The following is a 22,063-nucleotide window of genomic DNA, read 5'->3' on the forward strand; positions in this document are numbered from 1 at the left end:
TTGGCCTCCTCAGGCGTTCCGCTGGCTGATGAGTCGGTTGGCGTAGTCCTCGATCGCGGCCTTGGGCACGCGGCGGAGTCGGCCGATCTGGACGGATTCGAGCTCGCCGGCCTTGACCAGTGCGTAGGTCTTGGTCCGGCCGATGCCGAGCTGTTCGGCTGCTTCCTCGACGGTCAGCAGCACGCGGTCTGGCATCTTGCGGGCGGGTGGTGCCGGTGCGGCTGGTTCGGGGATCTCCTGCTCGGCGAGCATCGCTGCGAGTGAGGCGAGGGTGGCGGCGAGTTGTGCGGTGTTCGCTGTCATGCGATCCCCCTGGTGTTGATGGTGCGTGGGGTAGCCGTCCCAGCCGTCCCATCCGTCCCAATGCAGGTCAGGCTGGGACGGCTTGGGTCGCTGGGACGGCATTTGCCGTCCCACGGGACTGGGCCGGTGATCTGGGTGGGACGGCTTGAGCCGTCCCAGTCGGCGTTGCCGTCCCGCGCTGACCTGGGATGGGACGCTTGGGACGGCTGGGACGGCTCCTCCGGGGTCGCCTCCGGCGGGCAGTAGCGGGCCCAGGCGTCGGCGAAATCGGCGCGGCGGTAGCCCTTGGCCTGAGATCCGTCGGGGAAGCGCACGTTCGCCGACCGGATCTCGAACTCGGCGAGCAGCTTAGAAAGCTTTGCCGGGCTCAACCCGCCAGGTCCGTAGTCGCGCCACGGGGCTTCGAGGTCGGAGTTGAGCTGCCGGAGCAGGTCAGCGGTGGAGATGACCTGTGCGTCGTTGAACGCGGTTCGGCAGTCGACGAGCAGCCGAGTGCGGATGGTGCCTTGGTCGTTGTCGGTCGCTTCGGCCAGGAGGTCAACTGCGGCTTGGCGTGCGCGGTCCGGCCAGCTGCCGCCGGCGTGGTCTGCCACTGCGATCAGCGGCTCCCACGTGTCCGCCGCTCGGTCTTCGAGCGGCATCTCCGGTTCGGCGCGTTCGAGAAGGTTGAGGTCGCCTCGAAGCCAGGCGGTCATCTGGTCGCCCAAGTGCGTTAGGGCCGGGCGGTCGCGGCGGTGGCGGTAGGGCGAGACGGACTCGCCCGGAGCGCGTCGCCGCATCCGGACGACTACCGCGCGGTCCTCGATGGTGTCGGGCATGGCGCCGATGCCGGCCAACGCGGCCATAGCGAACGTGGGAATGGCTTCGACCTTGCGGGTGTTGGCGTCGTACCGGATGGCTGGGCGGTTGCGCTGGTGACCGGCGTTGAGCAGACCTCGCAGGTCTTCGTTGCTCGCGGCCTCGGCGCCGAAAATCGTGTCGGCTTCGTCAACCAGCATCGTGGGCGGGTCGTCCGTGATGGACCGGTAGATCGCCGACGGCGAGGCGTTGACGGTGATCAGCGGCTCGTAGCAGACGGCCTCGACCACGTCGAGCAACCGGGATTTCCCACAGCGCTTCTCCGGTGCACGGATCACCAGTCGCGGGGCGTGCGCCCATGCGGGCTGGGCGTGGGTCGCGGCGATCCACAGCACCACCGCATCCACAGCTTGCGGGCTGGGCAGGATCACGTAGCGGGTCAACGCCTGGTGGAGCTGGTCCAGGAGCTCAGCGCCTGTGGTGGGTGCCGTCATCGAGCTGTCTCCTTTCGTGTCGGTGGGGTTCATGCGGCGCCGCGTCCGAGCAGGGATTCCGGGCCGTCGTGGGTTCCGCGCTCCCAACCACGGATGGCGTTGCGGCGGGCGGCAGCGGGTTCGAGGGGCTTGCCGGTGCGTTCCCGCCGGCGGAGTGCGGCAGTGGTGAGGGCGTCGATCGCCTCGGTGGCTGACCATGGGGCGGTGTCGTGGGTGGCGAGGTTGGCCAGGCGGCGAGCGGCGGCGTAGACCAGGCGCCAGCGCTCCCCCGGCTCGGTTTCGACCTTGGTCAGCTGGCCTTCCCAGACGCGCTGCCAGTAGCCCGGTGCGTGGCTGCCCGGCTGACCCTCCCCGGGGTTGGGAGCCACCGGCATCGGCGCGGCCGACGGCGTGACCCGGTGTCGCAGCCAAGCAGGCAGTTCGGCGATCTCGGTCGTCGACGAGATGCGGCTGTAGGTGCCGGCGATCTCCTCCGGCGGGTTGGAGATCGCGCAGCCCGGAGCGACGACGTAGCCGCCCTGGGCGCGGACGTCGATCTGATGTCCCACTCGGCCGGTGGCGTCGCTTGGAACCTTCAGCCCACCGGCCTTGAAGTACAGGTGCCGGCCGCCGGAGGGAGTGGCGACAGTGAGCGTGGCCGGCCAGGTCGCTCCGGCGGCAATGGCCAGGGCGTCGAGGGCTTCCAACCCGTCGCCGACCGGGCTGGGCACGTCGTGCGCGGCCGGCGCTGGTGGCTTGGGTTTGCGGTCGAGGTCGAGCACGACCAGTCCGGACGGGCCGGCGGCGATGCCGACGCCGGCGTTCGGGGTGCGGGCCCACCACTGCCGGATCAGCGCGGGGTTGGTTGTGGCCGCAAGCAGCCCGTGGCAAGGGCGTTCGGCCGTCAGGCACTCGCAGGCGGCCGGTGCGGCGTGGCTGGCCTTGCAGTGCGGGCAGTTGCCGAAAGGGCGCTTGCTGCCCGGCCGGAGCGGAAAGACGTGCAGGGCTTGGGCGGCGAGCCAGGTGGCGATGTCGAATGTGGTGCTCATGCGGGATCGGGTCCTTCCTGACGTCAGTGGCGGCGGTGGGCGCGGTGAACGCGGAGCAGGGCGTTGTAGGCCTTGCGCCCGACGCGCGGCCGGAGTCCGGTGGCGTTGCAGGCGGGGCAGAGTCGGATGGCTCGCAGGAACGGGGAACGCAATTTCCCGGCTCCTCGGCAGGTGCGGCACGCCTTGAACGGCCAGAGCCAGCAGGTCGCGGCGTAACCGAGCGTGAACACCGCGAGTGCGACGAACAGGGTGACGCTCGTGGGGTCGGTGGGGGTCACAGATGGCCTCCGGGGCGTTTTTTGGGCGCATTCGGCCCGGCGCCTCTAGGGACTAGGGCACTGGTGACAAGCGGGATGGGGTTCTAGCGGGGTCTCTAGACCTAGAGGCGGTGTCGTCTAGGTCTAGAGACCCGGCGAGGGCTAGCCGGCACTGTCGCGGCGGTTACGTTCCGCGACTTCCTTGGTGATGTCGGCGCGGGTGATGCCGATGCGGCTGGCGCCCTTGCCGTCGTCGGTGGTGCCCCACACCTGCCCGGTCCGGATGCCGTGCCGCTTCAAAGCCGCGGTGAGGTCGGCCGACTCGGTGTAGGTGCCGTAGACCTCCGGCTTGAGCTCGTAGAGCCGGGCGATGACACGCTCGTTCCAAACCTTCTTCTCGGTCCCGCCTACCACAGCGAGGATGTCTTCGAGCAATGTGTCCTTCTTGGACACTGAGTCGTCGACCTCGGGGGTTTCGCCGATGGCGTGGCCGGTGAGGGTGCCGGCTTGTTCGCGGAGGGTGCGGGCGTAGGCGGCGACCTTCTCCGACGCCGGACCGTCCAGGCCGGCCACGGTGCGCACGATCTGTGCATCCGAGCCTTCGCCGACCAGGTAGCCGATGCCTTTGTCGGCCCAGGCGAACGTCGTCGCGCGGACGCCCTGCTTGTACTTGCTGGTGCCGAGGACCATGTCGTTTTCGGTCTGGCCCTGCACCTTCAGGCAGAAGCGGGTGGAGACGTTCGCGGAGATGCCGGTGGGCAGGCTTTTGGCGTCGGGGCGCTGGGTGGCCAGCATGATGATGATCCCGAGCGCGGGTCCGCGTTTGACCAGGTCGGTGCAGATGGCCTCGAACTCTTCGCCGTGGTCAGGGTGCTCGAACCACACCTGGCACTCATCCACACCGATCACGATCGGGTGCAGACCCAAGCTCTTCTTGCCGGCTAGCTCCGGGGTGACCTTGTTCTCCGGGGCGAGACCCTGCTTTGCCAGGTCTCGGATCAGTTTGGCGCGGCGTCGGAGCTCGTCACGGAGTTTCCGCAGGTCACTAATGGCCTTCTCGATTTCCTCGTCTTCGTCGCCGACGCCGTGGGCGTGGGTGACTTTCTCCAAGGGGTCGAGATCGCCGGTGCCCTTGAGATCGTAGGTATGCAACTCCGCGCGCGGGTCCAGCGCGGCGATGAGCAGGAGCTCACGCAGGGCGAAGGTCTTGCCCATGCGCGGGATCGCCCCGATCGCCACGCTAGTGAACATCAACCGCAGGTCGACCCACCGTCCACGCTGATCAGTCCCGAAGGGCTGCGGCTGGAACAGGTCCACGCGCACGCCCTTGCGCAGCGTCCAGGCGGGCTGCTTGGCCTTGCGCATGTCCTGATCCCCCACCCACAAGATGAGGCGGCCGGCGTGTTCGCCGTTGTCGGCCTCGGGCCACACACAGCCCAGCGGCCGGCGGAGACCAGAGGCGAGCTTTTCGCGGCGGTCCATGATGTCGCCCGGCGTGACACCGTGCGGGAGGTCGACGTCGGCGCGCCATCCCTTGCCGTCACGCGAGATGGGCTTGGGGAATCCGACGCCCTCGCCGCCCTTGGCCATGGCCTGGTTGATGCCGGAGATGCCGAGGGCGGACAGGGCGATTTCGACGGCGTTGCTGGTCAGCTTCGGCACCTTCGTCGCCTCCACCGCTCGCGAAGCGATCGGCTGATCCGCCGGAGCACCCAACCAACCCACCGCGCCCAGGGCACCGGCCACGATCGCGTACTGCACCAGTTCCGGCAGCATCGCCCGGCCCAGGAAGAACGCCGCCAGGGCAGCTGCGCCCAGGCCAACCGTGGTGTAGACCCGGCCTCGAACCCGGTTATCACGCTGTCCGGACAGGCGCAGGTACTCGGCGGCATCGGCTCGGTGAGCGGCATCGGAGCGAACGGGCCGGCCTTCGGCGTCGGTCACCCACCGCAGGAAACCGCCCAGCAGGCGCAGGGTGCCTTGCGGAACCCGCAGCAGGATGCGGCCCATGTAGACCGGGCAGCGCACCGTGTGGAACGCCAGCGTGTGGCCGGCGTAGCCCACCGCCCACTTCGCGGTCTCACGGAACTCGTCGACGTCGCTCGCCCACTTCGGCAGCACGGGCTCGCGCTTCTCGTGGCGGACCAGACCCGAACCCGACTCCGTCGCGGCGGCCTGGTCGACCTGCGGGGCCTGGTCGGCGTCGTCGACCAGCTCGCCGTCGATCACCTGCGGCTCGCCGGTGGCCTGATCGTCGTTGAGTCGTTCGGAGGGGAAGCGCAGCACCCGCGCCTGTTCCTCGGCCTGGTGCTCGTTGTCGTCGTCGGGCTTGGGGATGTGGGGCTGTTCGGTCATCGCTGCACCTCCCGGTGGTTGTCTTTGATCAGGTGGGCCAGACCTGCACCCATGCCGAGTACGGCGACGGGCAGGCAGGCGACCGCGGCGGTGATGAGCCAGGGCGCTTCGGTCATGCCGGCGGCCTTCATCAGGTGGAAGGCGATCTGCCCCAACGCCCCGAGAGCGAGGGAGCCGAGGGCGGAGTATTTGGCGAACCGGCGGGCACGCGGCGGGACCTGTCCGGACAGCCAGACCCGCAGGGCGTAAGCGGCGTAGGTCTCCACCCCGATCGGAAGCGTGATCGCCGTGTTGATCGCGAACCCGTCGGCGATGCCCGGAAGCGGGTGGACGATGCCGAACCCGGTGAGCTGGCCGAGTCCGACCCAGCCGGACCAGATCGCCACGAACGCCGGCAGTGCCAGCAGCATCACCGGCCACACCGCCACCGACTTCACCGCCTGATCGTCGGCGGGCTTGTCCGGGTCTGCGGCCGCCGTGATCGGCTCCGACACCGTTCCGCCTACCGGCTCCGACTCCTCAGCCGGAACCGGCTCGGACTCGGCCATCGGCTCTACCTCGGTGGACTCGGACTGGGTGTCGGCCGGGTTGTCGTCGTGGGTCTGGGTGGGTTCGGTGACGACGTGCAGCCCCGCCGGGTTGGAAGCCTTTGCCGGGGTCTCCTCTGCCAGGCGCTCCAGGATCTCGCGGGCCTTGGGAGCCCCGATCCGCAGCGTGGTCATCAACTGGTTCCGGCTCGGTGTGCGGCCCAGCTCGGTGGCCAGGTCGCGGGCCTGGGGAAGCAGCTCGTCGACCGGAACCGGGTAGGCGCTCTTCGCGGCGGTCATCGGGCCACCCCCGACCCGAACCGCGGAACGGGCACCCACGCGCCCACCCGCTCGATGCCGGCCATCACCACACGCAGCGCCGCACCCAGTAGGAACAGGCCGACACCCACCGTGCGAACGGCACCGGAGGCCACAGCGAGGGCGAACACCACGGCCACGGGTAGAACGGTGACGACGGTGAACCGCAGCAGGCCGGCGAAAGCCAGCAGCACCAGCGGCAGCACCACGAGGACGGTCAGCTCGATCAGGACGTACAGCGCGCCCATGAGAAGGGTCTTCATCGCACACCCCCAACGGGGCTGGTGGCGATCCGTAGCATCAGAGATCTCCTAACGGTTTGGTGATCGGTGGGAGACCCGGCCCAGCAGTTGGTTTGGCGACTGTCCTGCTGGGCCGGGGCGAAACTAGGAGCCCCGCTTCTGCACCCACTCGCCGCTGCACTGGCTGCACAGCACGTGCCACTCGCCGTAGTCGTTGGGCGTCGCGGAGTACGCCTCGTGGCTGCACGACGGGTCCGGCTTCGTCGGCCCAGGCGTCCCGACACCGCCGCTGTCCTGCTGGTTTCGCTTTCCGAACAAACGCATTTCGCTGTTCCTCTCCTCGTGATTGGTCAGTTCGGCGAGGTGGTGTTGCCGCCGTCGGCGCGCTCGGCGGCCTCCCACAGGGCGTCGGCCGTGCCGACGTCGTGGCGGTGATCAGCCACGTAGGCCACGTTTCGTGCGACGTGCGGGCCGTGCTGCTTGACGAACTCCTCGGCCTGCTTGTCGCTCATCTGCTTGCGCTCGGACATGAAACTCATCCCCTTCGGTATGACGGTGGTCAGAGGGTGGTGATCAGGGCTGCGACGAACAGCCACAGCCAGTGCCAGGACTGATCCAGGACATAGGCCCCGGTGCCCAGCGAGGGGTTGTCGTCGTGGCCGGTGCGCGGGGCTCCGAGCCGGTAGAAGCTGCCGTTGCCGGTGATCTCGGCGAGCTGGGCGAGGGTGTGGCGGCGGTCGGCCCAGTAGTGCGTCACCGCCGAAACCAACTGGCCAACTGCGAACGCCACCGGGTGGATCGGCAGACCCAGCACCGCCCACACCAGGCCAACCGCGCTGGCCGTGGTGGCGGTATAGGTGGCCACGTGCTTCAAGCACGCCCACCGACCCGACCAGTCCGGGATGCCCTTCGTCGCGGCCTGATGCGAGGTCTGCACCCAGTGATCAGCCACGTTGTGCGCCACCAACAGCGTCGGGAGCACGACAGCGAACACGAGGGCGGACTTCAGGTCCGACATCAGGCGGCCTCCCCCGAGTTGGAAGCCTCGTCGGCCTCGGTCGTGATCAGCCGCAGCGTCGCGCCGGCCTCGCGGCGGTCGTAGCGGCGCAGCCGAGTGCGCTCACGGGTCCCCAGCTCGGACCAGGCGAACGGCGTGGTCGGCAGCGCGGACGCTCCCAACTCCTCGGCGATGACCTGCTCCCAGTAGTTCTGCACCGCCTGCTGTCCGAACTCGTTCAGCTCGGCCTCGCAGTGGGCGAGCTCGGCGCCGAACGAGTCGAAGTCCTCGGTGCCGTGCCATCTGTCGAGGTCAGGGGCGAACGCGTCGTACTTGTGAGAGTCCATCTCTCGGGCTCCTTCCTTGAGCGATGCGAGAACATTAGCGCAACTATTAGCGCTACGGAAGCGTTGGGGGATGGTCACGGAAAACTCCGGCTTGGGATTTTTCGGGGAACGTGGAACTTCAGCGCTAGGATTTGCGCTGATAGGAGTGGGTCAACGGGAGGTGTCGTGGGCAAGGACTGGGACGCAGTAGCGACCGCAATCAACACCCGATTGGCGGAGCTCGACCTGACGCAGCGGGAGCTCGCCGAGCGGTCTGGGGTGAGCACCGCGACTCTGCGACAGCTCCAGAACAACTACGAGCCGCGTCGTCGTAGTCCGCGCTTGCTGGCTGCCATCTCCGAAGCGCTCCGCTGGCCGTCCGACCACCTGGCCCAGGTCCTCGAAGGCGAGTCCCCCGAAGAGGAAGCGGACCTTCGCGCGGAAGTCGCCCGCCTTCGCAAGGACGTGGCTGAGCTGCGGGAACGCCTCGGCGTTCTGGAGGAGAAGCAGGCCTGACATCGGTCAGCCGCCGATCGCCTGGAGGAAGGTCGCCAGGGCGTCGCCGGCGCCGGCGAACTTCGTCCACAGGTCGCCGATCAGGTGGGCCGACTCGACCGGCTGCTTGATGATCATCGATCCGACTGCGAACAGAACCAGGAAGCCGATCAGCTTCGGCATCACGCCGCCGCCGGACTGCGGCATCATCGGAAACGCGTTCTTCGCCATAGTTGCCTCCTCGGTCAGCCCCGCCGCCGATTTGGTGGTCGGGGGTTTTTCCGTCTCTGGCAACAAGTTCACCGCGAAACCGCGGACGTTCCCACGGGTATTTCCGGGTCGGTTGCAGACGTCCTCGCAGCTCTATACCGTCTGCTCGACGTCCCAAAAAATCCTCAAAACGTCCCCGGGGTAGAGATGGCGAACGAGCGTCTTCGCGCAGCGGTGCGCGCGGCCGGCCTCACGATTGAGCAGGTCGCCGCCAAGGTGCGAGTCGATGAGAAGACTGCCGGACGCTGGATCACCAAGGAGCGGAAGCCGCACCCGCAGACCCGGAGGAAGGTCGCTGAGCTGCTCGGCACGTCCGAGGTCCAGCTCTGGCCGTCCCTGGCGGAGGACCCGCACACCACGCCGAACCAGGACGTTGAGCTGGTGCACCTGTTCCCGTCTCGCTCAGCTGTGCCGTTCGAGCTGTGGAACGAGCTGATCCACGGCGTCCAGGAGCGCATGGAGGTGCTGGTCTTCTCGGGGCAATTCCTCGTTGAGCAGCACAACATCCTGCCCGTGATCAGGCGGAAAGCCGAAGAGGGCACAGTTTTTCGCTTCGCGGTGGGGGATGAGACCTCGCCGGCGGTCATCCAGCGCGCGGTCGAGGAGGGTACGACCGGAGGCTTGGAAGGCCGGATTCAGATGATGCGGCGCTATCTGAGCAAGGTCGCGGAGTTGGACAACGTCGAGATCCGGACCCACGGGACGATCCTCTACAACTCCATCTACCGCTTCGACGATCAGATGCTGGTCAACGGGCACGCCTTCGGCTCCCTCGCCGGTGAGAATCCCGTTCTGCACCTGCGTCAGGTGGACGACGGACCGATGTGGGAGCACTACCTGCGGTCGTTCGAGCGCGTGTGGCAGGAAGCCACTCCGGAAACCGTCTGAGGAGCACAACCGTGGCCCGCGTGGACTACTTCAACGACCCCAATGCACCGGCGGCCAACTCGGTCGTTCCCTCGGTGACCGCAGCCATCCGCAACGACGCTGGCGACATCCTGCTGATCCACAAGATTGACAACGACCTGTGGGCGCTGCCGGGCGGTGGCCATGACGCCGGCGAATCCCTCACAGACACTGTGGTTCGCGAGGTCAAGGAGGAGACCGGCCTGGATGTCGAGGTCGTGCGCTTGGTCGGCACCTACACCAACCCCCAGCACGTCATGGCCTACGACGATGGGGAAGTGCGGCAGCAGTTCTCGCTGTGCTTCGAGGCCAAGTGGGTCAGTGGCCAGCCGCGCGAAGACGGCAGCGAAACGAAGGAGGTCCGCTGGGTCGCCCCAGCGGACCTCGATCGCCTGAACATCCACACCTCGATGCGTCTGCGCATCGATCACGCGCTGGACGAGACGCGTACGCAGCCCTACTTGGGCTGAGCGGCCAAGCGCTGTTCGGTTCGCTGGACTGCCTCAGCCATGACAGGACGCGCCTTCACCCACGTGCGGTGAACCGGGTCTTCGGGCGCGTACCGGCTGAAGATCTCTTCGATCCGCTCGTCGTAGTCCAGGCGTTGCCCCGCCGGCCCCGTGGTGAGGTCGGCCATGACCAGCGCATCCAGCAATGCCGAGTCCTCGAACGGGAACTCGGCCAGCTCGTCGGACATGCCGCGCTCGGCCGCCTCGAAACGCGCCCCGGAGTGGTGCGCGACGAGGTTCACGATCACCTCGGGCCACTCCTCTTCCCGGAGGTACCGGGCACCGTCGAGCGGGTGGAACTTGGTGTGACCGATCTCGGGGGCGTATCCGATGTCGTGCAGCCAAGCCGCGGCGACCAAGGTGTCACGGTCCTGCGGTGGCACGGCGTCGCTGAGCTCAGCCGCTCGTGCGGCGACTGCCTGAACATGCTCCCAACGGCGCCCCAGCGGGGCCACGAAGCGTTCGGCGGTCTCGGCGGCTTGCTGGACCAGCTCCATGTGCGCTCACGCTACCTTTCACGGTCTCAAACGGTCATCGGCGAGTTGGGTTGTGCATCGGAGCTCGGCGATTACGGAGCGCTGTGCCGGGCTCTCGCGGATCTTTCGGGGAGGCGTGGCCTTGTCCTTGCCTCGCTGGTCAGTGAAGGTGTTGGCGATTTCAGGGCGCGCTGAGAGCGCCGTACGCGGCTTGTTCGGGCACGTCCGGAGGGGTGGGAGGGGTGTGGAACACCGAGGGGCGCGGAGTTCGGGGCCATCCGCGCCCCTCGGCGGCTAGGGGATCTCGGATGCAAGGCGTTCGGTGATGCAGTTGCGGCAGGCGCGGGCGGAGATCGGGCGGTTGCTCTCGCCGGCGTTGAGGTCGCAGAGGGTCCGGCCGTGGTCGTTGTGGTGGCGTTCGTGCGCGACGCCGAGGTGATCGGTCCACACCTGGGCGTAGCGCTGCTCGGACTTTGTCGGGGCGCTCACGATTCGCTCCGCTTCCGGCACATGAGGTCGCAGGCGTAGATGCGTGCGTACTCGCGCAGGCTCACCGCGACGCAGTCGTCGCAGGCGTGGGTGGGTTGGGTGCCGTAGTTGCCGACGGGTTGGCCGCAGAAGGTGTTTCCGGTGCCGGCGTTGCGGATGTGGACGCAGCCGTCAGGGCTGGTCCACAGGCCCGCGTCGAGCGGTGGCGTTGGTCGTGCCGCATCCATGCACCCAACGCTGCCGAAACGCGACCGCGAGTGATCGGAAATGCGGGGCTATGCGCATCAACGATGGGCTGATGCGCATAGCCATGCTGGTTAGCGGCTGGTCATGGTCCGGTAGGAGTCCTGGAGCTCGCCTGCGGTTGGGAGCTTTCCTGCGGTGACGTGGTTGACGACTTCGCGGACGCGCCACCAGTTGGACGGGGCGACCTGCCCGGATTCGATGGCGGTGTGGGCGGCGTCGGCTGCTTCGTCGAGGCGGCCGTTGCGGGCTGTGCACAGGGCGAGATCGACGTGGGCGGTGGCGTAGCGGCGGGGCCAGGGTTGGGAGTCGTTGGTGGGCCGGAAACGCTCGATGACCTGGCGGGCGTGCTGTTCGCCTTCGGGGTCGCCGAGCCAGGCCAGGGTGGTGGCGGTGTAGGCCGCGGCTTTGCCGGGGTCGTAGCGGTAGTGGTGTTCGGCCGGCACCGGCTTCGGCAGGTGTGCCGAGAGCGAGTGGACGCGTTCGACGGTGCGGTAGGTGGCATCGGCTTCACCAAGCCGTGCCCACGCGCGGCCTTCCTGAGCGGTCGCCTGGATCTCCGCCGAGCTGCCGGACGGGGCGATCGACTGGGCGTGCTGGGAGAGCTCGGCGGCGCGTCGGTAGTCGCCGCCGGTCAGCGTGCGCCAGGCTTCGGTTTCGTAGCACCAGGCGCGGATCTCGTCCTGCTCGGCGTGGGTGGCAAGGCCTGCGGCGGTGCGTAGCCGGGCGGTGGCCGGCGCGTGCTGATTCAGATCGATGTGCACGGTGGCGGCCAGCAGCGAGAACCAGCCGCCAAGCACCAGCAGGTGGCGGTGGGCGGCGAGGGTCTTGCGGGGCGCGTCGATGAGCTGGGAGATGTAGCCCAGGTGCTCCCGCAGCCGCGGCAGGAGATCGTGCGGGCTCGACGCGGGGTAGGCGGTGGCCAGATCGTCGAAGGCCATTTCCAGCTGGGCCAGCGTCTCGGTGCTGATGTCGGAGGCCGCGACCCTGCGGGCCAACTCCATCGCATCGGTCTCATCACTCGGATGGATCGCACCGGCGGCCGGGATTCCCCTGGTCGCGGGCTGCGGGGTGGTGGCGTTGGCCAGGGCGCGGAGCTCGCCGCCGGCGCACAGGAGCGCGTCTAAGGCGCGCACGGTCGCGGGCTCGGGGCGTTGCCGGTCGTTTTCGTACCGGGAGAGATTGCCCTGGTCGAGGTGAAGTTCCTGGGCAAGTTGGGCTTGAGACAGGCCGGCCGCACGACGATGCCGCCGCAAGGCCTGCCCGAAAGACTCCTCGGACATGGTCCTCTACCTTCCCGCCGGAAACCCCCACCGGCGCCCCCAGAGCGTCCCCTGGGGGCTAACACCTCCGGCGGGAGGCAAGATCGAGCATGCCAGCACCACTACGTGAGATCGAGAGCAACGCCAAAACAGGCAGCCCCCAAGCTGATTTCGACACCTGGAAACCAGGTGTGCACCAGCCCCTACCTGAGATCCAGAAGGTCATGTACGGGTCGCTTGACGAATCAGCGTAAAACGCATGCTCCGATATGCGTAGTTGTTGCATGATACAGCCGTGTCTGAACGAGAAGACGTAAAGCGGAGTGGGATGAAGCCCATGACGCGCCGATCTGAAGCAGCCGTAGTCGCCGGGGCAGTTGCTCTTACGAGTGGAATTCTAGCTGCCGCCATCATTTGGATTCGGGCCAGCGTGGATCCGGGGATGTTGCGTGTGCAACTTGAGGCGGTTCGCACGGCGCTTACTTTCGGCGCAAGTGCCGGCGGCGGTATCGCGCTCTGGCTAGCGGTGCGCCGTCAACGTTCAACGGAATTAGATCTCGCCCAAAAAGAGGAGTCCGCAGAGGACCAGAGGTACGATGCGACGGAACGCCGTATCACCGAGATCTATACGAAAGCTTCCGAGCAGCTCGGCGCGGAAAACTTTACGATGCGAATGGCTGGGATCCACGCCCTTGAAAGGCTAGCGAAGGACTACCCGGCAATGCGTCAAACGGTGACAGATTTGCTGTGTTCCTATATTCGAATGGCGCCTCCGCGCGCTCACGTCCAATTGCCGGAAAACTCCACCAAGTCAATGGCGATATCATCGAGGAATCAGGTTGCTGGTATGGCACGGAAAGTCGCTGGGTGGAGTGGCGGTCTGTCTAGGGAGCACGAAGCGGAGGCTCTGCGCATGGTGCAGCGAGTCCTCCTCAGGCATCTTGCCCCCAAGAAAGCTCAGCCTTACCCGGTGCCTGGATTTACGGCCGAGGACGATCCTAGTTTCTGGGGAGAGATTGATATTGATCTCTCGGGGGCGGTCCTTAAGGATTTTGACTTCGAAGGGTGCAGGGTTGCCAATGCTGACTTTCGCGGCACAACCTTCGCTAGGGGGCACTCGTTCGAGTTCGCAGAATTTTCGGGGAAAGTTGACTTTACTGGCGCAAGGTTCAAGGGTGACGCCCAGTTCTTTAAGGCTAAGGCGGCCCGTGCTGACTTCTCCCTGGCTAGTTTCGAGGATGATGCACGGTTTGACGAGTTCGATGCTGAGTCCGGTTCCGTTAACTTTGATTCGACCATCTTCGATGGTCTTAGCTGGTTCGAGGACGCGAGATTTGGTTATGTGAGCTTCCGAGATGCACGCTTCTCTAGGGAGAGCTGGTGGCACCGTGCCAATTTTGCAGAATCTGCTGACTTCTATCGGACGGATTTCAGTATCAAGGCAAGATTTGAAGGGTGTCATTTCAGTGGTCGCGGCCAGATTTCGATGACAAGTGATGTCCCAACTTTGAGTGGCGTGACGGTCGGTAAGTTTGATAGAAGAAGGCATTCTTGGCCTGAGTCCGTCAAAGTGGAGGAGAATGGCGACGGAACTGCCGTCCTCAAACAGGATTACTACCGCAACCCAAACAGTGAACAAGAAGATGGACAGCCGCATAAGCCCTAACTGCGACGTGGCCTTATTGCTGTTGCGTGGTGCATCGCTCGCGTGAGCCTGCAAGTTAGCTGTCTCAGGCGGCCGGGCCGTCTTTTAAGTCGCACGGTCCCGGTCGGCGAGAACGGGGAGGAAAGTCCTTGCGGCGCTGGTGTAGTGGCAGGCGAGACACTGCGACCGGGGCACCTGCGGATCAGCTGCATGGTCTCAGTTTTGGTCTCATTCGTCAGGGTTCACGGCAGTTCGAAGGTGGCTTCGGATGTTCGGCGCGATCCGTTGACCAGCTGGTTTGCTGTCAGTGGCCCCCGCTGAACCGGTGATCGTAGAACTGAAAAGCGGAAGGTCGGCGGTTCGACCCCGCCCCTGGCCACCGCTCAGAGCTGCGAGAAGGCCCCTCCGGATCCCGGAGGGGCCTTTTTGGGTCTCGGTTTGGGTCTCAGTTGGTTGTCGATGATGGCGCGGCCCCGGGTCGGAGGGGGCTCGTAGAGGTGGTTCCCTCAGACGGAACGACAGCCACGGTGCCAGATTCGCTGCACGTCCTCAGCATCGAGAGATTCGATCTCCTCTTCCTCCAGGCGAGGCGCCTTGGCGATCTCCAGCGGATTCCTGTTGTAACCCCGCTTGTACGCCTCACCGAAAGCGGTCCGTGCCGTGCGGTGCACCTGGTGCGCGGTGCCGGGCTTGAGGCCGGCGTCGAGCATTCGGCGGTAGAGCTTTTCGAAGAGCTCCGGGTGCTTCTCGATGTAGTCCAGCCGGTGAGCTCCCAACCCGGGGATCAGGTGCTTGTACACGGCCGTCTGGTAGCCGCGCATGGTCGTGTACCTGGTCGTGAGCGGCGCGATGTCCTCCACGCAGTGAGAGAGCCACCGCTCGACTTTCCAGCTACGGCCCTTCTTACGGACCTTCCCGGAGGATCGCTCGGACTCCAGTTTGCTGACCGCAGCGGCAACCTCGTCCCGGTTCTTCCGCTTGATGTGTCGACGATCCGGCTTCCCGTCGTCACCGACACCCATCGTCACGCGGCCGTGCCAGAGGCCGTCGTTGCCGAAGTAGATCGAGGAGCGGCCGTTGGGGTTTCGCGTCTTGTTCTCTTCCACCTCGGCCCCCTTCAGGCGTTGCGCTGGCTGATGAGTCGGTTGGCGTAGTCCTCGATCGCCGCCTTGGGCACGCGGCGGAGTCGGCCGATCTGGACGGATTCGAGTTCGCCGGCCTTGACCAGTGCGTAGGTCTTGGTCCTGCCGATGCCGAGCTGTTCGGCTGCTTCCTCGACGGTCAGCAGCACGCGGTCGGGCATCTTGCGGGCGGGTGGCGTCGGGGCGGCCGGTTCGGGGATCTCCTGTTCGGCGAGCATTGCCGCGAGTGAGGCGAGGGTGGCGGCGAGTTGTGCGGTGTTCGCTGTCATGCGATCCCCCTGGTGTTGATGGTGCGTGGGGTTGCCGTCCCAGCCGTCCCAATGCAGGTCAGGCTGGGACGGCTTGGGTTGCTGGGACGGCTTTTGCCGTCCCATGGGACTGGGCCGGTGATCTGGGTGGGACGGCTTGAGCCGTCCCGGTCGGTGTTGCCGTCCCGCGCTGACCTGGGCTGGGACGCTTGGGACGGCTGGGACGCCTACCCGGGGGTGGGCTCGAACGGGCAGTAGCGGGCCAAGGCGTCGGCGGAATCGGCGCGGCGGTAGCCCTTGGCCTGAGTCCCGTCGGGGAACCGAACGTTCGCTGACCGGATCTCGAACTCGGCCAGCAGCTTGGAAAGCTTCGCCGGGCTCAATACGCCAGGCCGTAGTCGCGCCACGAGGCATCAAGGTCGGAATTAAGCTGGCGCAGCAGATCAGCGGTGGAGATGACCTGTGCGTCATTGAACGCGGGCTAGCCGGACCCCTTACGACGGTTACGTTCAGCGACCTCTTGGTTCGGGACAACCTCTAGAAACGTCCCGCGGAACGAGACCCGATTCGGTGGATTGTGCAATCGCAGGCTGCCCCGCGTGCTGTTTGGCCGTAGCGTCGCGCGCGTGCAGCGATCAGCGACGAATAACCGCCCGCGGGTTGTCCACATCTCGACCGCACACCCGTGGGAAGACAACCGGATCCTCCAACGGGAATGCCGCGCGTTGTCGCAAAGCGGTTACCGGGTCGAACTCATCGCGGGCACCGAAGTCGAGCGCGAGGTCTACGGAGTCCACATCCATCCCGTCCCGCCAGAACGCGGACGATTTCGGCGTATCACGAGAGGAGTTCCGCGGGCGCTTCTGATCGCTCGGGGCCGCCGCGCCGATGTCTACCACCTGCATGATCCTGAACTGATTCCGCTGGCACCGCTGCTGCGCCGGAGCGGTGCCAGCGTCATCTTTGATGCGCATGAAGACCTTCCGAACCAGGTCCTTGACAAGCATTACCTGCCGCGGCCCACGCGCAAGGCGGCCGCGGCCTTCGCGAAGGCGTTGTATTGGTTTGCCGGGTACAGTTGCCACCAAGTGATAGCTGCTACGAATACAGTCGCCAACCGATTCCCCTCGCATCGGACGACGGTCGTCCGCAATTACCCACAGCTGCGGCAAGATGTCGAGGGGGAATATGCTGACACGACTGCTAATGGGCTGCGCAGGAATTTGCTCGTCTATGTCGGTGAGATATCAGTAGATCGCGGTATCTACGAAATGCTGGCCGCGATGAAGTACATGCCAGAGAGTTGGCGGTTGACCTTAGCCGGTCCAGTGCATCCGCCCACGCTACTCGATTCCTTGCGGCGTGAAGCTGCGTGGGGGCGTGTGGACTACTATGGCCACGTTTCCCCAGGCGAAGCACGGAACCTGGTGGCCAGGTCAAGGATCGGCATAGTGGTGCTGCATCCGACACGCGCCTATGTCGACGCTCTTCCGACAAAGCTTCTCGAATACATGGCAGAAGGTATTCCTGTGGTCGCGTCAGATTTTCCTTATTGGCGCGGGATTGTCGAAGAAGAGAGTTGTGGTCTGCTGGTGGATCCACTGGATCCGAAGGTGATTGGCGAAGCCATGAGCGGGCTCGCTGCCGAGCAGGCAAGGGCCGAGGAGATGGGCGCAAACGGCCGACGTGCCATTGTTGAGGAGTTCAATTGGGGCCGCGAAAAAATACGCCTGCTAACTATGTATCGATCGCTAACGGGATTCGACGATATTTGTGGGGATGATGACGAGGTTGAGCACGATTGACTCCATGGCTGTCGAGACTGAAGTGGATCAGCGCAACCCGTGGCTCGCTGACGGGTTCATCACCGGATTGATTGTCGCGCTCCTCAACAGCAGTGTTCTGGGAAGCCTGCCGGTCTTCAGCTCTTTGCCGGTCGACTTGACCGCACTTGTCGGGTTCACCCTCGGCGTGACTACTTTGCTGACGCTCTGCGCCCGCATGCAGTGGCTGACCGGATTCGCGCCGGTCGCTGTTTTGTTTGCGACCTGCATTCCCGCCGTACTGCTGTCCTCTTTCAATGAGTATGGACAAACAAAAATACCATCATTCTTCTTCATCACCTGCCTCGCCACGGCAGCAGCTGTAACACTCGTCCGTACCCGCCCCAGAATCCTATGGTTGCTGTGGTGGTTCGCACTGGCTGGGTTGTTGGAAATCATTATTGCCCAAGCGCAAGCAGTCGGGATGGGTGAAGAGCGTCTTGCACTGGTGGGATCCAACACCGTCCACCTCGGCAGGGCTGCGGGTGCAGCCATATGCGTGATCGGAGTGTTGATACTGCACCTGCAGCGGCGACGCGCGCGCGGTTGGATGTGGGGCATCATGGGCTGCGGCGTGGTGGTGGCGTTCCTGGCCGGATCGGCCTTTGCCACAGGGTCACGCGGCCCGCTGATTGCGCTGGCCGCGGCGGTCATCCTCGTCGCGATCTCGGTGCCAGGCACTCCGATACGTCGCGCCGCACGGCTAGCACTCGCGACCGTAGCGCTGTTGATTTTCGCCTTGTGGGGCCTGTCAAACGCGCCAGAACTATCGGAGCAACGGATCAAAGGGATTATCGACGGGAATGAGGACGCTTCTGCGCTCGCTCGTGCACGTCTTTACTCGGCCACCTTGGCCCTTGCTGTGCTGCGTCCACTCGGTGTTGGTTGGGGTGATCTTTCGGCGGAGCTTCCTCCCTGGGCTCAGCTGGACAGCGGACTGCGCCAATATCCTCACAACATCTTTGTTGAGGTTGGAGTCGAAGGTGGATGGATCGCTGCTGCCGCACTGGTTGCCGTGGTGGTGCTGGCGCTCACACGCGCACGCGCGCTGCTGCGCCAGCTGGAAGGCATTGGTGTCATGTCCCTGCTCTGGTTCTTCCTGCTCAACGCTTGCCTTTCCGGTGATGTCAACGACAACCGAGCCTTCTTCGTAATGCTTGGGGTAGCGCTTGGCCTGCCCGCAGTCCGGCGAGAACTACATGCCAGTTCCCCACCCGCCGGCTGGGTGGTCGCCCGTCCATCGGTTGTCCGCCGCAGCTATGGATTTACCACTTTCGGGGCGACCTCGTCGCTGAACGGTTTCCTCAAACCGTCCGAAGCGGACGACGCTAGCTTCCGCCGCGAACAATTGAGGTGACCGTGCATTGCTTGTCGCCCTCCATCCTGGTGCTTAACCAGTTCGCCAAACCGCGCAGCGAAACTGGCTGCACCCGACACGTCGAGCTGTTCGAACGGTTGCGCGGACGGTTCCGTATTATCGCCGGCGACCGTGACTTCTACAGCCGACGCAGGTTCTCCGTCCGAGAGCCGGGATTTACCACCATCAGAGTCAGCAGTTACAATCGCAACGACCATCGTCGGGTCCTCAACTGGCTCAGCTACTGTGTTGGCACAATCTGGTCCGGCATCCGATGCGAGCGTCCAAGTGTCGTGTACGCGGTGTCACCGCACCTACTCACCCCACTCGTCGGCTGGCTGCTTGCCCGACTGTGGCGTTCCCGCTTCGTCTTCGAGGTTCAAGACCTCTGGCCGAGATCATTGGTTGAGCTCGGCCACTTGCGCGAAGGTTCCATGCTGCACCGGGCCCTATCCACACTGGAGCGGTGGCTTTACTACAGGGCCGACCATATTGTGATCGTCACTGACGGTTGGCGTCCCTACTTTGACCAGCTGGGCATAGATCTGCGGCGGGTAACGACGATCAGCAACGGCGCCGAGCCCGACGACTTCCAGCCCGATCCTTCGATGACACCTCTGCGAGAACGCGTTCCAGTGAACGGCCGACTGATCGTGTTCGCCGGAGCACACGGCGTCAAGGACGGTGTACAAGCGGTGTTGGAGGCGGCTGCTGAACTCCAGGAGCATACTTTCGTGCTCATCGGCGACGGGATGGACAAGTCCCGGCTCGTCGAACACGCGCGCGAAGAGGAACTGTTCAATGTTTACTTCCTGGACATGCTGCCCAAAAAAGAACTGTGCGGAATCCTCGGTGGAGCCGACATCGGAGTGCATGCAGTCGCCAATCTGCCGCTGTTCCGCCTAGGAATGAGCCCGAACAAGCTCTACGACTACTTGGCGGCTGGTCTGCCCGTGGTCACAAATGCCAAAGGCGAACCGCACGCGATCGTCCAAACCTCCAACGCCGGCCTCGGCGTCGCCCCGGGAGACCTCGCTGATGGCATACGCGCACTGGCCAACCTGGACGATAAGATGCTCGCGCAGATGCGGGACAACGCTGTGGCATACATGCGTGAGCACAAATCCAGATCCGTACAAGCGAAACGTCTGCAGTCCGTGCTGGACGAGCTCGTCGGATATACCAAGGGAGATTGCCACCAGTCGGCAATCCACTGAAGCTGAAGAGAGTTGAGTTGTAAGGATCGTGTTTGCAGCGCGTTTCAGAATGATCGACGTGTCTGATTTCGGGTGTTTGATCAACTTCGGTCACACCCCGCACCTGGCCACCGCTCAGCGCTGCAAGAACAGCCACCGCCGATCTCGACGGGGGCTTCTTCATCTCGTTTTTCGTCTCAGTTCGTTCTCGTAGTCTTGGGTGTCATCGACAGGTATCGCCGCTCGGTCAGCGGCGGGGGGTGCGGTGGTCGATCGGCTGCTGCTGAGCAACTCGGGAAGAGCGTCGACGAGGTCGGCCTGGAAGCATCTGCACGGCTGGACGTGATGATGCGTGCTGCGCGAGCTCAGCGAGCAGCATCAGCCGGCGAGCGAGTTCCGCCGCTGGGGACGGGTGGGTCGGCCGCTGCCGGCCCCGAGTGCGGCGTGGTCGCGTCCACCGCGCCTGCGCGTCAGTTGACAGGGTTCAGCGAGTCAGTGCGGTGTCGAGGAGTATGAGGGTGCGCGGTTGCTCGGCCGAATCCAGCACCTGCCAGCGAGCCACTTCCCGACCGGACGGAAGCCCGACACCAATGAACGCGAGCTGGTAACGCGGTAGTGGCGTCGGAGTCAATGTTTCGCGGTGGGCCCAGTTCCACCGCAGCAAGGTCTGCTTGATCGGCCCGGCATCACGGTAGCGTTCATCCAGCAGCGGCCGGGTCAAGGCCGGGTGGGTGAGGTAGTCCACGACGGGGACCGGCGCGTGGAAAGCCAACGCACCTACTTCCCCAGGGCTGCCGACGGGCTGTCCGCCGGTGAGTCGCCCGAGATCCGCGGCGACGGCGGCGTACTGCGGGGTGCGGGCATTGTTTCCAGTCAGGTAGGCCATTGTCCAAGGAACTGGCAGCGACGCGACCAGCGATCCGGTAGCTAGCACGAGAGCGGCTACGAAGGTGGCGAGCCCGAGACGGTTCGAGGAGTACAGACTGAGTGCCGTAGCCAGGATCGAGCAGGCCACCAATGGCGCGAAGTACCAAAATTGCGGGTAGGCCCCACCCAGCCACATCATCGCCCAATGCGCCCAACCCGCAATGAGCGCTGCCAACACAACGCGCGCATGACGGCCACCCCGGGTCAGAGCCCACACGCCGCAAGCCAAGGCCATCGCCACCGGCAGTGAGGTCAAAAACGTCGCGACCGGCCACCCGGCGAAGTAGTACGAGCCCACTGACGTCGCCATTGTGAGCGACGCGCCGCTGCTGCTCTTGAGCCATGTCGTGTCCGGCACCGCACCGCCGAGGGCGAACCACGACCACACGTGCCACGGCACGACCACCACGGCGCCAACGGCGGTCGCTGGAAATGACCGCCGCCACGGCAGCAGAGCGAAGATCAGCACGGCCACCGGCACGATCATGTCGAGTCGAGTCAGCAGCGCCGCACCTGCGACCACTCCGGCGGCCGCGGCACGGTCGGCGGCCGCGTAGCGGGCGACACCAGCGAGGGTCGCGACCCCGAGGTAGGTCTCGAGACCCACGGTGGATGTCAACAGGGGTGAGCACGCCACCAAGGTCAACGCAAGGTACGGCGCTGCCCAGTGAAGCCCGAGACAACGGCGCAGCCCTTCGGCCCACCGGCCGGTCACAGCGAGGGTCAGGGGGAGAACGATCCCGACGGCATGCACCACGCGACCATCGGCGAGAAGGCTCCCTGCGGCCAGCAGCCACATGTTCAGGGGTGAGCTCTGCGTGTTCGCCGTAACCCCGGGCAATGCGCCCCACACCCCGTGCTCAGCGAGGTTCCGAGCATAAGTCAGCGTGATCATCGCATCGTCCGACATGGCTCGGTGCGTGACCAGGAACAGCGCCAGCCCGAGCACAGCGCCGTACATGGCGGAACCCCACTGGCTCCACCTACGCCGCCACCAACGGGCCGAACTACCACCCTCTGGGACTGCGGGTGCTGGCAACTTCTTTACCAGTGCGCTCACCCAGCGAAGGATCCGCGTGGAGTTCCTCATAAAGCCGCAGGTCACTCGAAAGAGGGCATGTCAGTCAGATGGGGCGGCAGGCTGCCATGTCGGGACGGGCGGTGGGATGGTGCCGGTTTGCCCGCTTTTGATGATCGCTTGACGCACGGGCAGATCTAGTGGAACCCCTCGTCGCGGAACTGGTCCCGCAGCTCCTCGACGACTTCCTGCCGCTGGGTGTCCTCGGGCCACGGGGCGAGCTCGTAGGCGCCCAGCACTCTGCGCACGGTGCTGACACCAGCACGACTCGGGCAACGCCCGCATATCGAGTGACACGCTTGGGATTGGCCGACATGTCCAGCAGCAGAACCGTCCCCCGGTGTCCTGCTGG

Annotated in this window: 27 protein-coding genes; 7 read left to right on the plus strand and 20 right to left on the minus strand. The window is 65.4% G+C overall.

The genetic code is table 11. The features are described from left to right. Nucleotides 1-9 precede the first annotated feature (9 nt). From E1161_RS08340 to E1161_RS08390, 11 genes are all read right to left on the minus strand, one after another. On the minus strand, nucleotides 10-303 hold the full coding sequence (locus tag E1161_RS08340; protein WP_132621309.1) for a helix-turn-helix domain-containing protein: 294 nt from the start codon (nucleotides 301-303) through the stop codon (nucleotides 10-12). After that, a complete protein-coding gene (locus E1161_RS08345; RefSeq protein ID WP_132621311.1) occupies nucleotides 300-1,595 on the minus strand; it encodes a DUF3631 domain-containing protein in 1,296 nt (431 codons plus the stop codon). Before E1161_RS08345 ends, E1161_RS08340 begins: the two co-directional genes overlap by 4 nt. Nucleotides 1,596-1,624: 29 nt before the next feature. Continuing rightward, complete coding sequence (locus E1161_RS08350) at nucleotides 1,625-2,623, minus strand: bifunctional DNA primase/polymerase (protein WP_132621313.1); 999 nt, start codon at nucleotides 2,621-2,623, stop codon at nucleotides 1,625-1,627. 23 nt (nucleotides 2,624-2,646) lie between these two features. Further along, nucleotides 2,647-2,901, minus strand: a complete 255-nt coding sequence (locus tag E1161_RS08355) for a hypothetical protein (protein ID WP_132621315.1) — start codon at nucleotides 2,899-2,901, stop codon at nucleotides 2,647-2,649. A 141-nt stretch (nucleotides 2,902-3,042) separates the two neighbouring features. Continuing rightward, complete coding sequence (locus E1161_RS08360; protein WP_132621317.1) at nucleotides 3,043-5,235, minus strand: FtsK/SpoIIIE domain-containing protein; 2,193 nt, start codon at nucleotides 5,233-5,235, stop codon at nucleotides 3,043-3,045. After that, nucleotides 5,232-6,062, minus strand: coding sequence for an ABC transporter permease (locus E1161_RS08365; RefSeq protein ID WP_132621319.1), 831 nt, complete (start codon nucleotides 6,060-6,062; stop codon nucleotides 5,232-5,234). The genes E1161_RS08360 and E1161_RS08365 overlap by 4 nt, the downstream gene beginning before the upstream one ends. After that, nucleotides 6,059-6,343, minus strand: coding sequence for a hypothetical protein (locus tag E1161_RS08370; protein WP_132621321.1), 285 nt, complete (start codon nucleotides 6,341-6,343; stop codon nucleotides 6,059-6,061). The genes E1161_RS08365 and E1161_RS08370 overlap by 4 nt, the downstream gene beginning before the upstream one ends. 123 nt (nucleotides 6,344-6,466) lie before the next feature. Beyond that, on the minus strand, nucleotides 6,467-6,646 hold the full coding sequence (locus E1161_RS08375) for a hypothetical protein (RefSeq protein WP_132621323.1): 180 nt from the start codon (nucleotides 6,644-6,646) through the stop codon (nucleotides 6,467-6,469). 26 nt (nucleotides 6,647-6,672) lie between these two features. Further along, nucleotides 6,673-6,852, minus strand: a complete 180-nt coding sequence (locus E1161_RS08380; protein ID WP_132621325.1) for a hypothetical protein — start codon at nucleotides 6,850-6,852, stop codon at nucleotides 6,673-6,675. 29 nt (nucleotides 6,853-6,881) lie between these two features. Beyond that, nucleotides 6,882-7,340, minus strand: coding sequence for a DUF3307 domain-containing protein (locus tag E1161_RS08385; RefSeq protein WP_132621327.1), 459 nt, complete (start codon nucleotides 7,338-7,340; stop codon nucleotides 6,882-6,884). Beyond that, entirely contained in the window at nucleotides 7,340-7,666 is a 327-nt protein-coding gene (locus E1161_RS08390) for a hypothetical protein (RefSeq protein ID WP_235874881.1), read from the minus strand. The genes E1161_RS08385 and E1161_RS08390 overlap by 1 nt, the downstream gene beginning before the upstream one ends. 165 nt (nucleotides 7,667-7,831) lie before the next feature. Here E1161_RS08390 and E1161_RS08395 point away from each other — a divergent pair, with 165 nt between their 5' ends. Next, entirely contained in the window at nucleotides 7,832-8,161 is a 330-nt protein-coding gene (locus E1161_RS08395; protein ID WP_132621329.1) for a helix-turn-helix domain-containing protein, read from the plus strand. A gap of 6 nt (nucleotides 8,162-8,167) precedes the next feature. Here the strand turns inward: E1161_RS08395 and E1161_RS08400 are convergent, their stop codons facing one another. After that, nucleotides 8,168-8,371, minus strand: coding sequence for a hypothetical protein (locus E1161_RS08400; RefSeq protein ID WP_132621331.1), 204 nt, complete (start codon nucleotides 8,369-8,371; stop codon nucleotides 8,168-8,170). A gap of 186 nt (nucleotides 8,372-8,557) precedes the next feature. On the opposite strand from E1161_RS08400, the gene E1161_RS08405 reads away from it, so the two are divergent. Both E1161_RS08405 and E1161_RS08410 read left to right on the plus strand, forming a co-directional pair. Continuing rightward, nucleotides 8,558-9,298 (plus strand): helix-turn-helix domain-containing protein, encoded by a 741-nt coding sequence (locus tag E1161_RS08405; protein WP_132621333.1) that lies wholly within the window; start codon nucleotides 8,558-8,560, stop codon nucleotides 9,296-9,298. 11 nt (nucleotides 9,299-9,309) lie between these two features. Further along, nucleotides 9,310-9,786: an NUDIX hydrolase gene (locus E1161_RS08410; protein ID WP_132621335.1), complete on the plus strand. Its 477-nt coding sequence runs from the start codon at nucleotides 9,310-9,312 to the stop codon at nucleotides 9,784-9,786. Here E1161_RS08410 and E1161_RS08415 read toward each other — a convergent pair. From E1161_RS08415 to E1161_RS08430, 4 genes are all read right to left on the minus strand, one after another. Next, complete coding sequence (locus E1161_RS08415; RefSeq protein ID WP_132621337.1) at nucleotides 9,774-10,322, minus strand: HD domain-containing protein; 549 nt, start codon at nucleotides 10,320-10,322, stop codon at nucleotides 9,774-9,776. The two genes, E1161_RS08410 and E1161_RS08415, sit on opposite strands and share 13 nt — an antisense overlap. Nucleotides 10,323-10,595: 273 nt before the next feature. Beyond that, the gene (locus tag E1161_RS08420; RefSeq protein ID WP_132621339.1) at nucleotides 10,596-10,790 is read right to left on the minus strand and encodes a hypothetical protein; all 195 of its coding nucleotides are present in this window, start codon (nucleotides 10,788-10,790) and stop codon (nucleotides 10,596-10,598) included. Further along, nucleotides 10,787-11,017: a hypothetical protein gene (locus E1161_RS08425; RefSeq protein WP_132621341.1), complete on the minus strand. Its 231-nt coding sequence runs from the start codon at nucleotides 11,015-11,017 to the stop codon at nucleotides 10,787-10,789. Before E1161_RS08425 ends, E1161_RS08420 begins: the two co-directional genes overlap by 4 nt. A gap of 90 nt (nucleotides 11,018-11,107) precedes the next feature. Next, nucleotides 11,108-12,316 carry a helix-turn-helix domain-containing protein gene (locus tag E1161_RS08430; protein ID WP_132621343.1) on the minus strand — a complete coding sequence of 403 codons (1,209 nt, stop codon included), beginning with the start codon at nucleotides 12,314-12,316 and terminating at the stop codon, nucleotides 11,108-11,110. A gap of 274 nt (nucleotides 12,317-12,590) precedes the next feature. Between E1161_RS08430 and E1161_RS08435 the strand changes: the two genes are divergently transcribed. After that, entirely contained in the window at nucleotides 12,591-13,961 is a 1,371-nt protein-coding gene (locus E1161_RS08435) for a pentapeptide repeat-containing protein (RefSeq protein WP_132621345.1), read from the plus strand. A gap of 485 nt (nucleotides 13,962-14,446) precedes the next feature. Here E1161_RS08435 and E1161_RS08440 read toward each other — a convergent pair whose 3' ends face one another. The 3 genes from E1161_RS08440 to E1161_RS27965 all read right to left on the minus strand — a co-directional run bounded on the left by E1161_RS08440 (nucleotide 14,447) and on the right by E1161_RS27965 (nucleotide 15,713). Then, nucleotides 14,447-15,046 carry a hypothetical protein gene (locus E1161_RS08440; RefSeq protein WP_235874882.1) on the minus strand — a complete coding sequence of 200 codons (600 nt, stop codon included), beginning with the start codon at nucleotides 15,044-15,046 and terminating at the stop codon, nucleotides 14,447-14,449. Nucleotides 15,047-15,057: 11 nt separating this feature from the next. Further along, nucleotides 15,058-15,351, minus strand: a complete 294-nt coding sequence (locus E1161_RS08445; protein WP_132621347.1) for a helix-turn-helix domain-containing protein — start codon at nucleotides 15,349-15,351, stop codon at nucleotides 15,058-15,060. A gap of 206 nt (nucleotides 15,352-15,557) precedes the next feature. Beyond that, nucleotides 15,558-15,713, minus strand: coding sequence for a DUF3631 domain-containing protein (locus tag E1161_RS27965; RefSeq protein ID WP_235874883.1), 156 nt, complete (start codon nucleotides 15,711-15,713; stop codon nucleotides 15,558-15,560). A 216-nt stretch (nucleotides 15,714-15,929) separates the two neighbouring features. Between E1161_RS27965 and E1161_RS08455 the strand changes: the two genes are divergently transcribed. The 3 genes from E1161_RS08455 to E1161_RS08465 are packed head-to-tail and all read left to right on the plus strand — an operon-like array spanning nucleotide 15,930 to nucleotide 19,727. Beyond that, on the plus strand, nucleotides 15,930-17,135 hold the full coding sequence (locus E1161_RS08455; protein WP_165939726.1) for a glycosyltransferase family 4 protein: 1,206 nt from the start codon (nucleotides 15,930-15,932) through the stop codon (nucleotides 17,133-17,135). A gap of 4 nt (nucleotides 17,136-17,139) precedes the next feature. After that, on the plus strand, nucleotides 17,140-18,510 hold the full coding sequence (locus E1161_RS08460) for an O-antigen ligase family protein (RefSeq protein WP_165939727.1): 1,371 nt from the start codon (nucleotides 17,140-17,142) through the stop codon (nucleotides 18,508-18,510). A gap of 11 nt (nucleotides 18,511-18,521) precedes the next feature. Beyond that, on the plus strand, nucleotides 18,522-19,727 hold the full coding sequence (locus E1161_RS08465) for a glycosyltransferase family 4 protein (RefSeq protein ID WP_132621353.1): 1,206 nt from the start codon (nucleotides 18,522-18,524) through the stop codon (nucleotides 19,725-19,727). 463 nt (nucleotides 19,728-20,190) lie between these two features. On the opposite strand, the gene E1161_RS08470 is transcribed toward E1161_RS08465, so the two are convergent. After that, nucleotides 20,191-21,594, minus strand: a complete 1,404-nt coding sequence (locus tag E1161_RS08470; protein ID WP_132621355.1) for a hypothetical protein — start codon at nucleotides 21,592-21,594, stop codon at nucleotides 20,191-20,193. Nucleotides 21,595-22,063 lie beyond the last annotated feature (469 nt).

The organism is Saccharopolyspora aridisoli (assembly GCF_004348445.1).
Taxonomy (GTDB): domain Bacteria; phylum Actinomycetota; class Actinomycetes; order Mycobacteriales; family Pseudonocardiaceae; genus Saccharopolyspora; species Saccharopolyspora aridisoli.

Bases quoted from the DNA above. Each gene is read 5' to 3' on its own strand.
- E1161_RS08340 (WP_132621309.1), bottom strand. From the start codon at position 303: ATGACAGCGAACACCGCACAACTCGCCGCCACCCTCGCCTCACTCGCA.
- E1161_RS08345 (WP_132621311.1), bottom strand. From the start codon at position 1,595: ATGACGGCACCCACCACAGGCGCTGAGCTCCTGGACCAGCTCCACCAG.
- E1161_RS08350 (WP_132621313.1), bottom strand. From the start codon at position 2,623: ATGAGCACCACATTCGACATCGCCACCTGGCTCGCCGCCCAAGCCCTG.
- E1161_RS08360 (WP_132621317.1), bottom strand. From the start codon at position 5,235: ATGACCGAACAGCCCCACATCCCCAAGCCCGACGACGACAACGAGCAC.
- E1161_RS08365 (WP_132621319.1), bottom strand. From the start codon at position 6,062: ATGACCGCCGCGAAGAGCGCCTACCCGGTTCCGGTCGACGAGCTGCTT.
- E1161_RS08370 (WP_132621321.1), bottom strand. From the start codon at position 6,343: ATGAAGACCCTTCTCATGGGCGCGCTGTACGTCCTGATCGAGCTGACC.
- E1161_RS08375 (WP_132621323.1), bottom strand. From the start codon at position 6,646: ATGCGTTTGTTCGGAAAGCGAAACCAGCAGGACAGCGGCGGTGTCGGG.
- E1161_RS08380 (WP_132621325.1), bottom strand. From the start codon at position 6,852: ATGTCCGAGCGCAAGCAGATGAGCGACAAGCAGGCCGAGGAGTTCGTC.
- E1161_RS08385 (WP_132621327.1), bottom strand. From the start codon at position 7,340: ATGTCGGACCTGAAGTCCGCCCTCGTGTTCGCTGTCGTGCTCCCGACG.
- E1161_RS08390 (WP_235874881.1), bottom strand. From the start codon at position 7,666: ATGGACTCTCACAAGTACGACGCGTTCGCCCCTGACCTCGACAGATGG.
- E1161_RS08400 (WP_132621331.1), bottom strand. From the start codon at position 8,371: ATGGCGAAGAACGCGTTTCCGATGATGCCGCAGTCCGGCGGCGGCGTG.
- E1161_RS08405 (WP_132621333.1), top strand. From the start codon at position 8,558: ATGGCGAACGAGCGTCTTCGCGCAGCGGTGCGCGCGGCCGGCCTCACG.
- E1161_RS08415 (WP_132621337.1), bottom strand. From the start codon at position 10,322: ATGGAGCTGGTCCAGCAAGCCGCCGAGACCGCCGAACGCTTCGTGGCC.
- E1161_RS08425 (WP_132621341.1), bottom strand. From the start codon at position 11,017: ATGGATGCGGCACGACCAACGCCACCGCTCGACGCGGGCCTGTGGACC.
- E1161_RS08430 (WP_132621343.1), bottom strand. From the start codon at position 12,316: ATGTCCGAGGAGTCTTTCGGGCAGGCCTTGCGGCGGCATCGTCGTGCG.
- E1161_RS08445 (WP_132621347.1), bottom strand. From the start codon at position 15,351: ATGACAGCGAACACCGCACAACTCGCCGCCACCCTCGCCTCACTCGCG.
- E1161_RS08460 (WP_165939727.1), top strand. From the start codon at position 17,140: ATGGCTGTCGAGACTGAAGTGGATCAGCGCAACCCGTGGCTCGCTGAC.
- E1161_RS08470 (WP_132621355.1), bottom strand. From the start codon at position 21,594: ATGTACGGCGCTGTGCTCGGGCTGGCGCTGTTCCTGGTCACGCACCGA.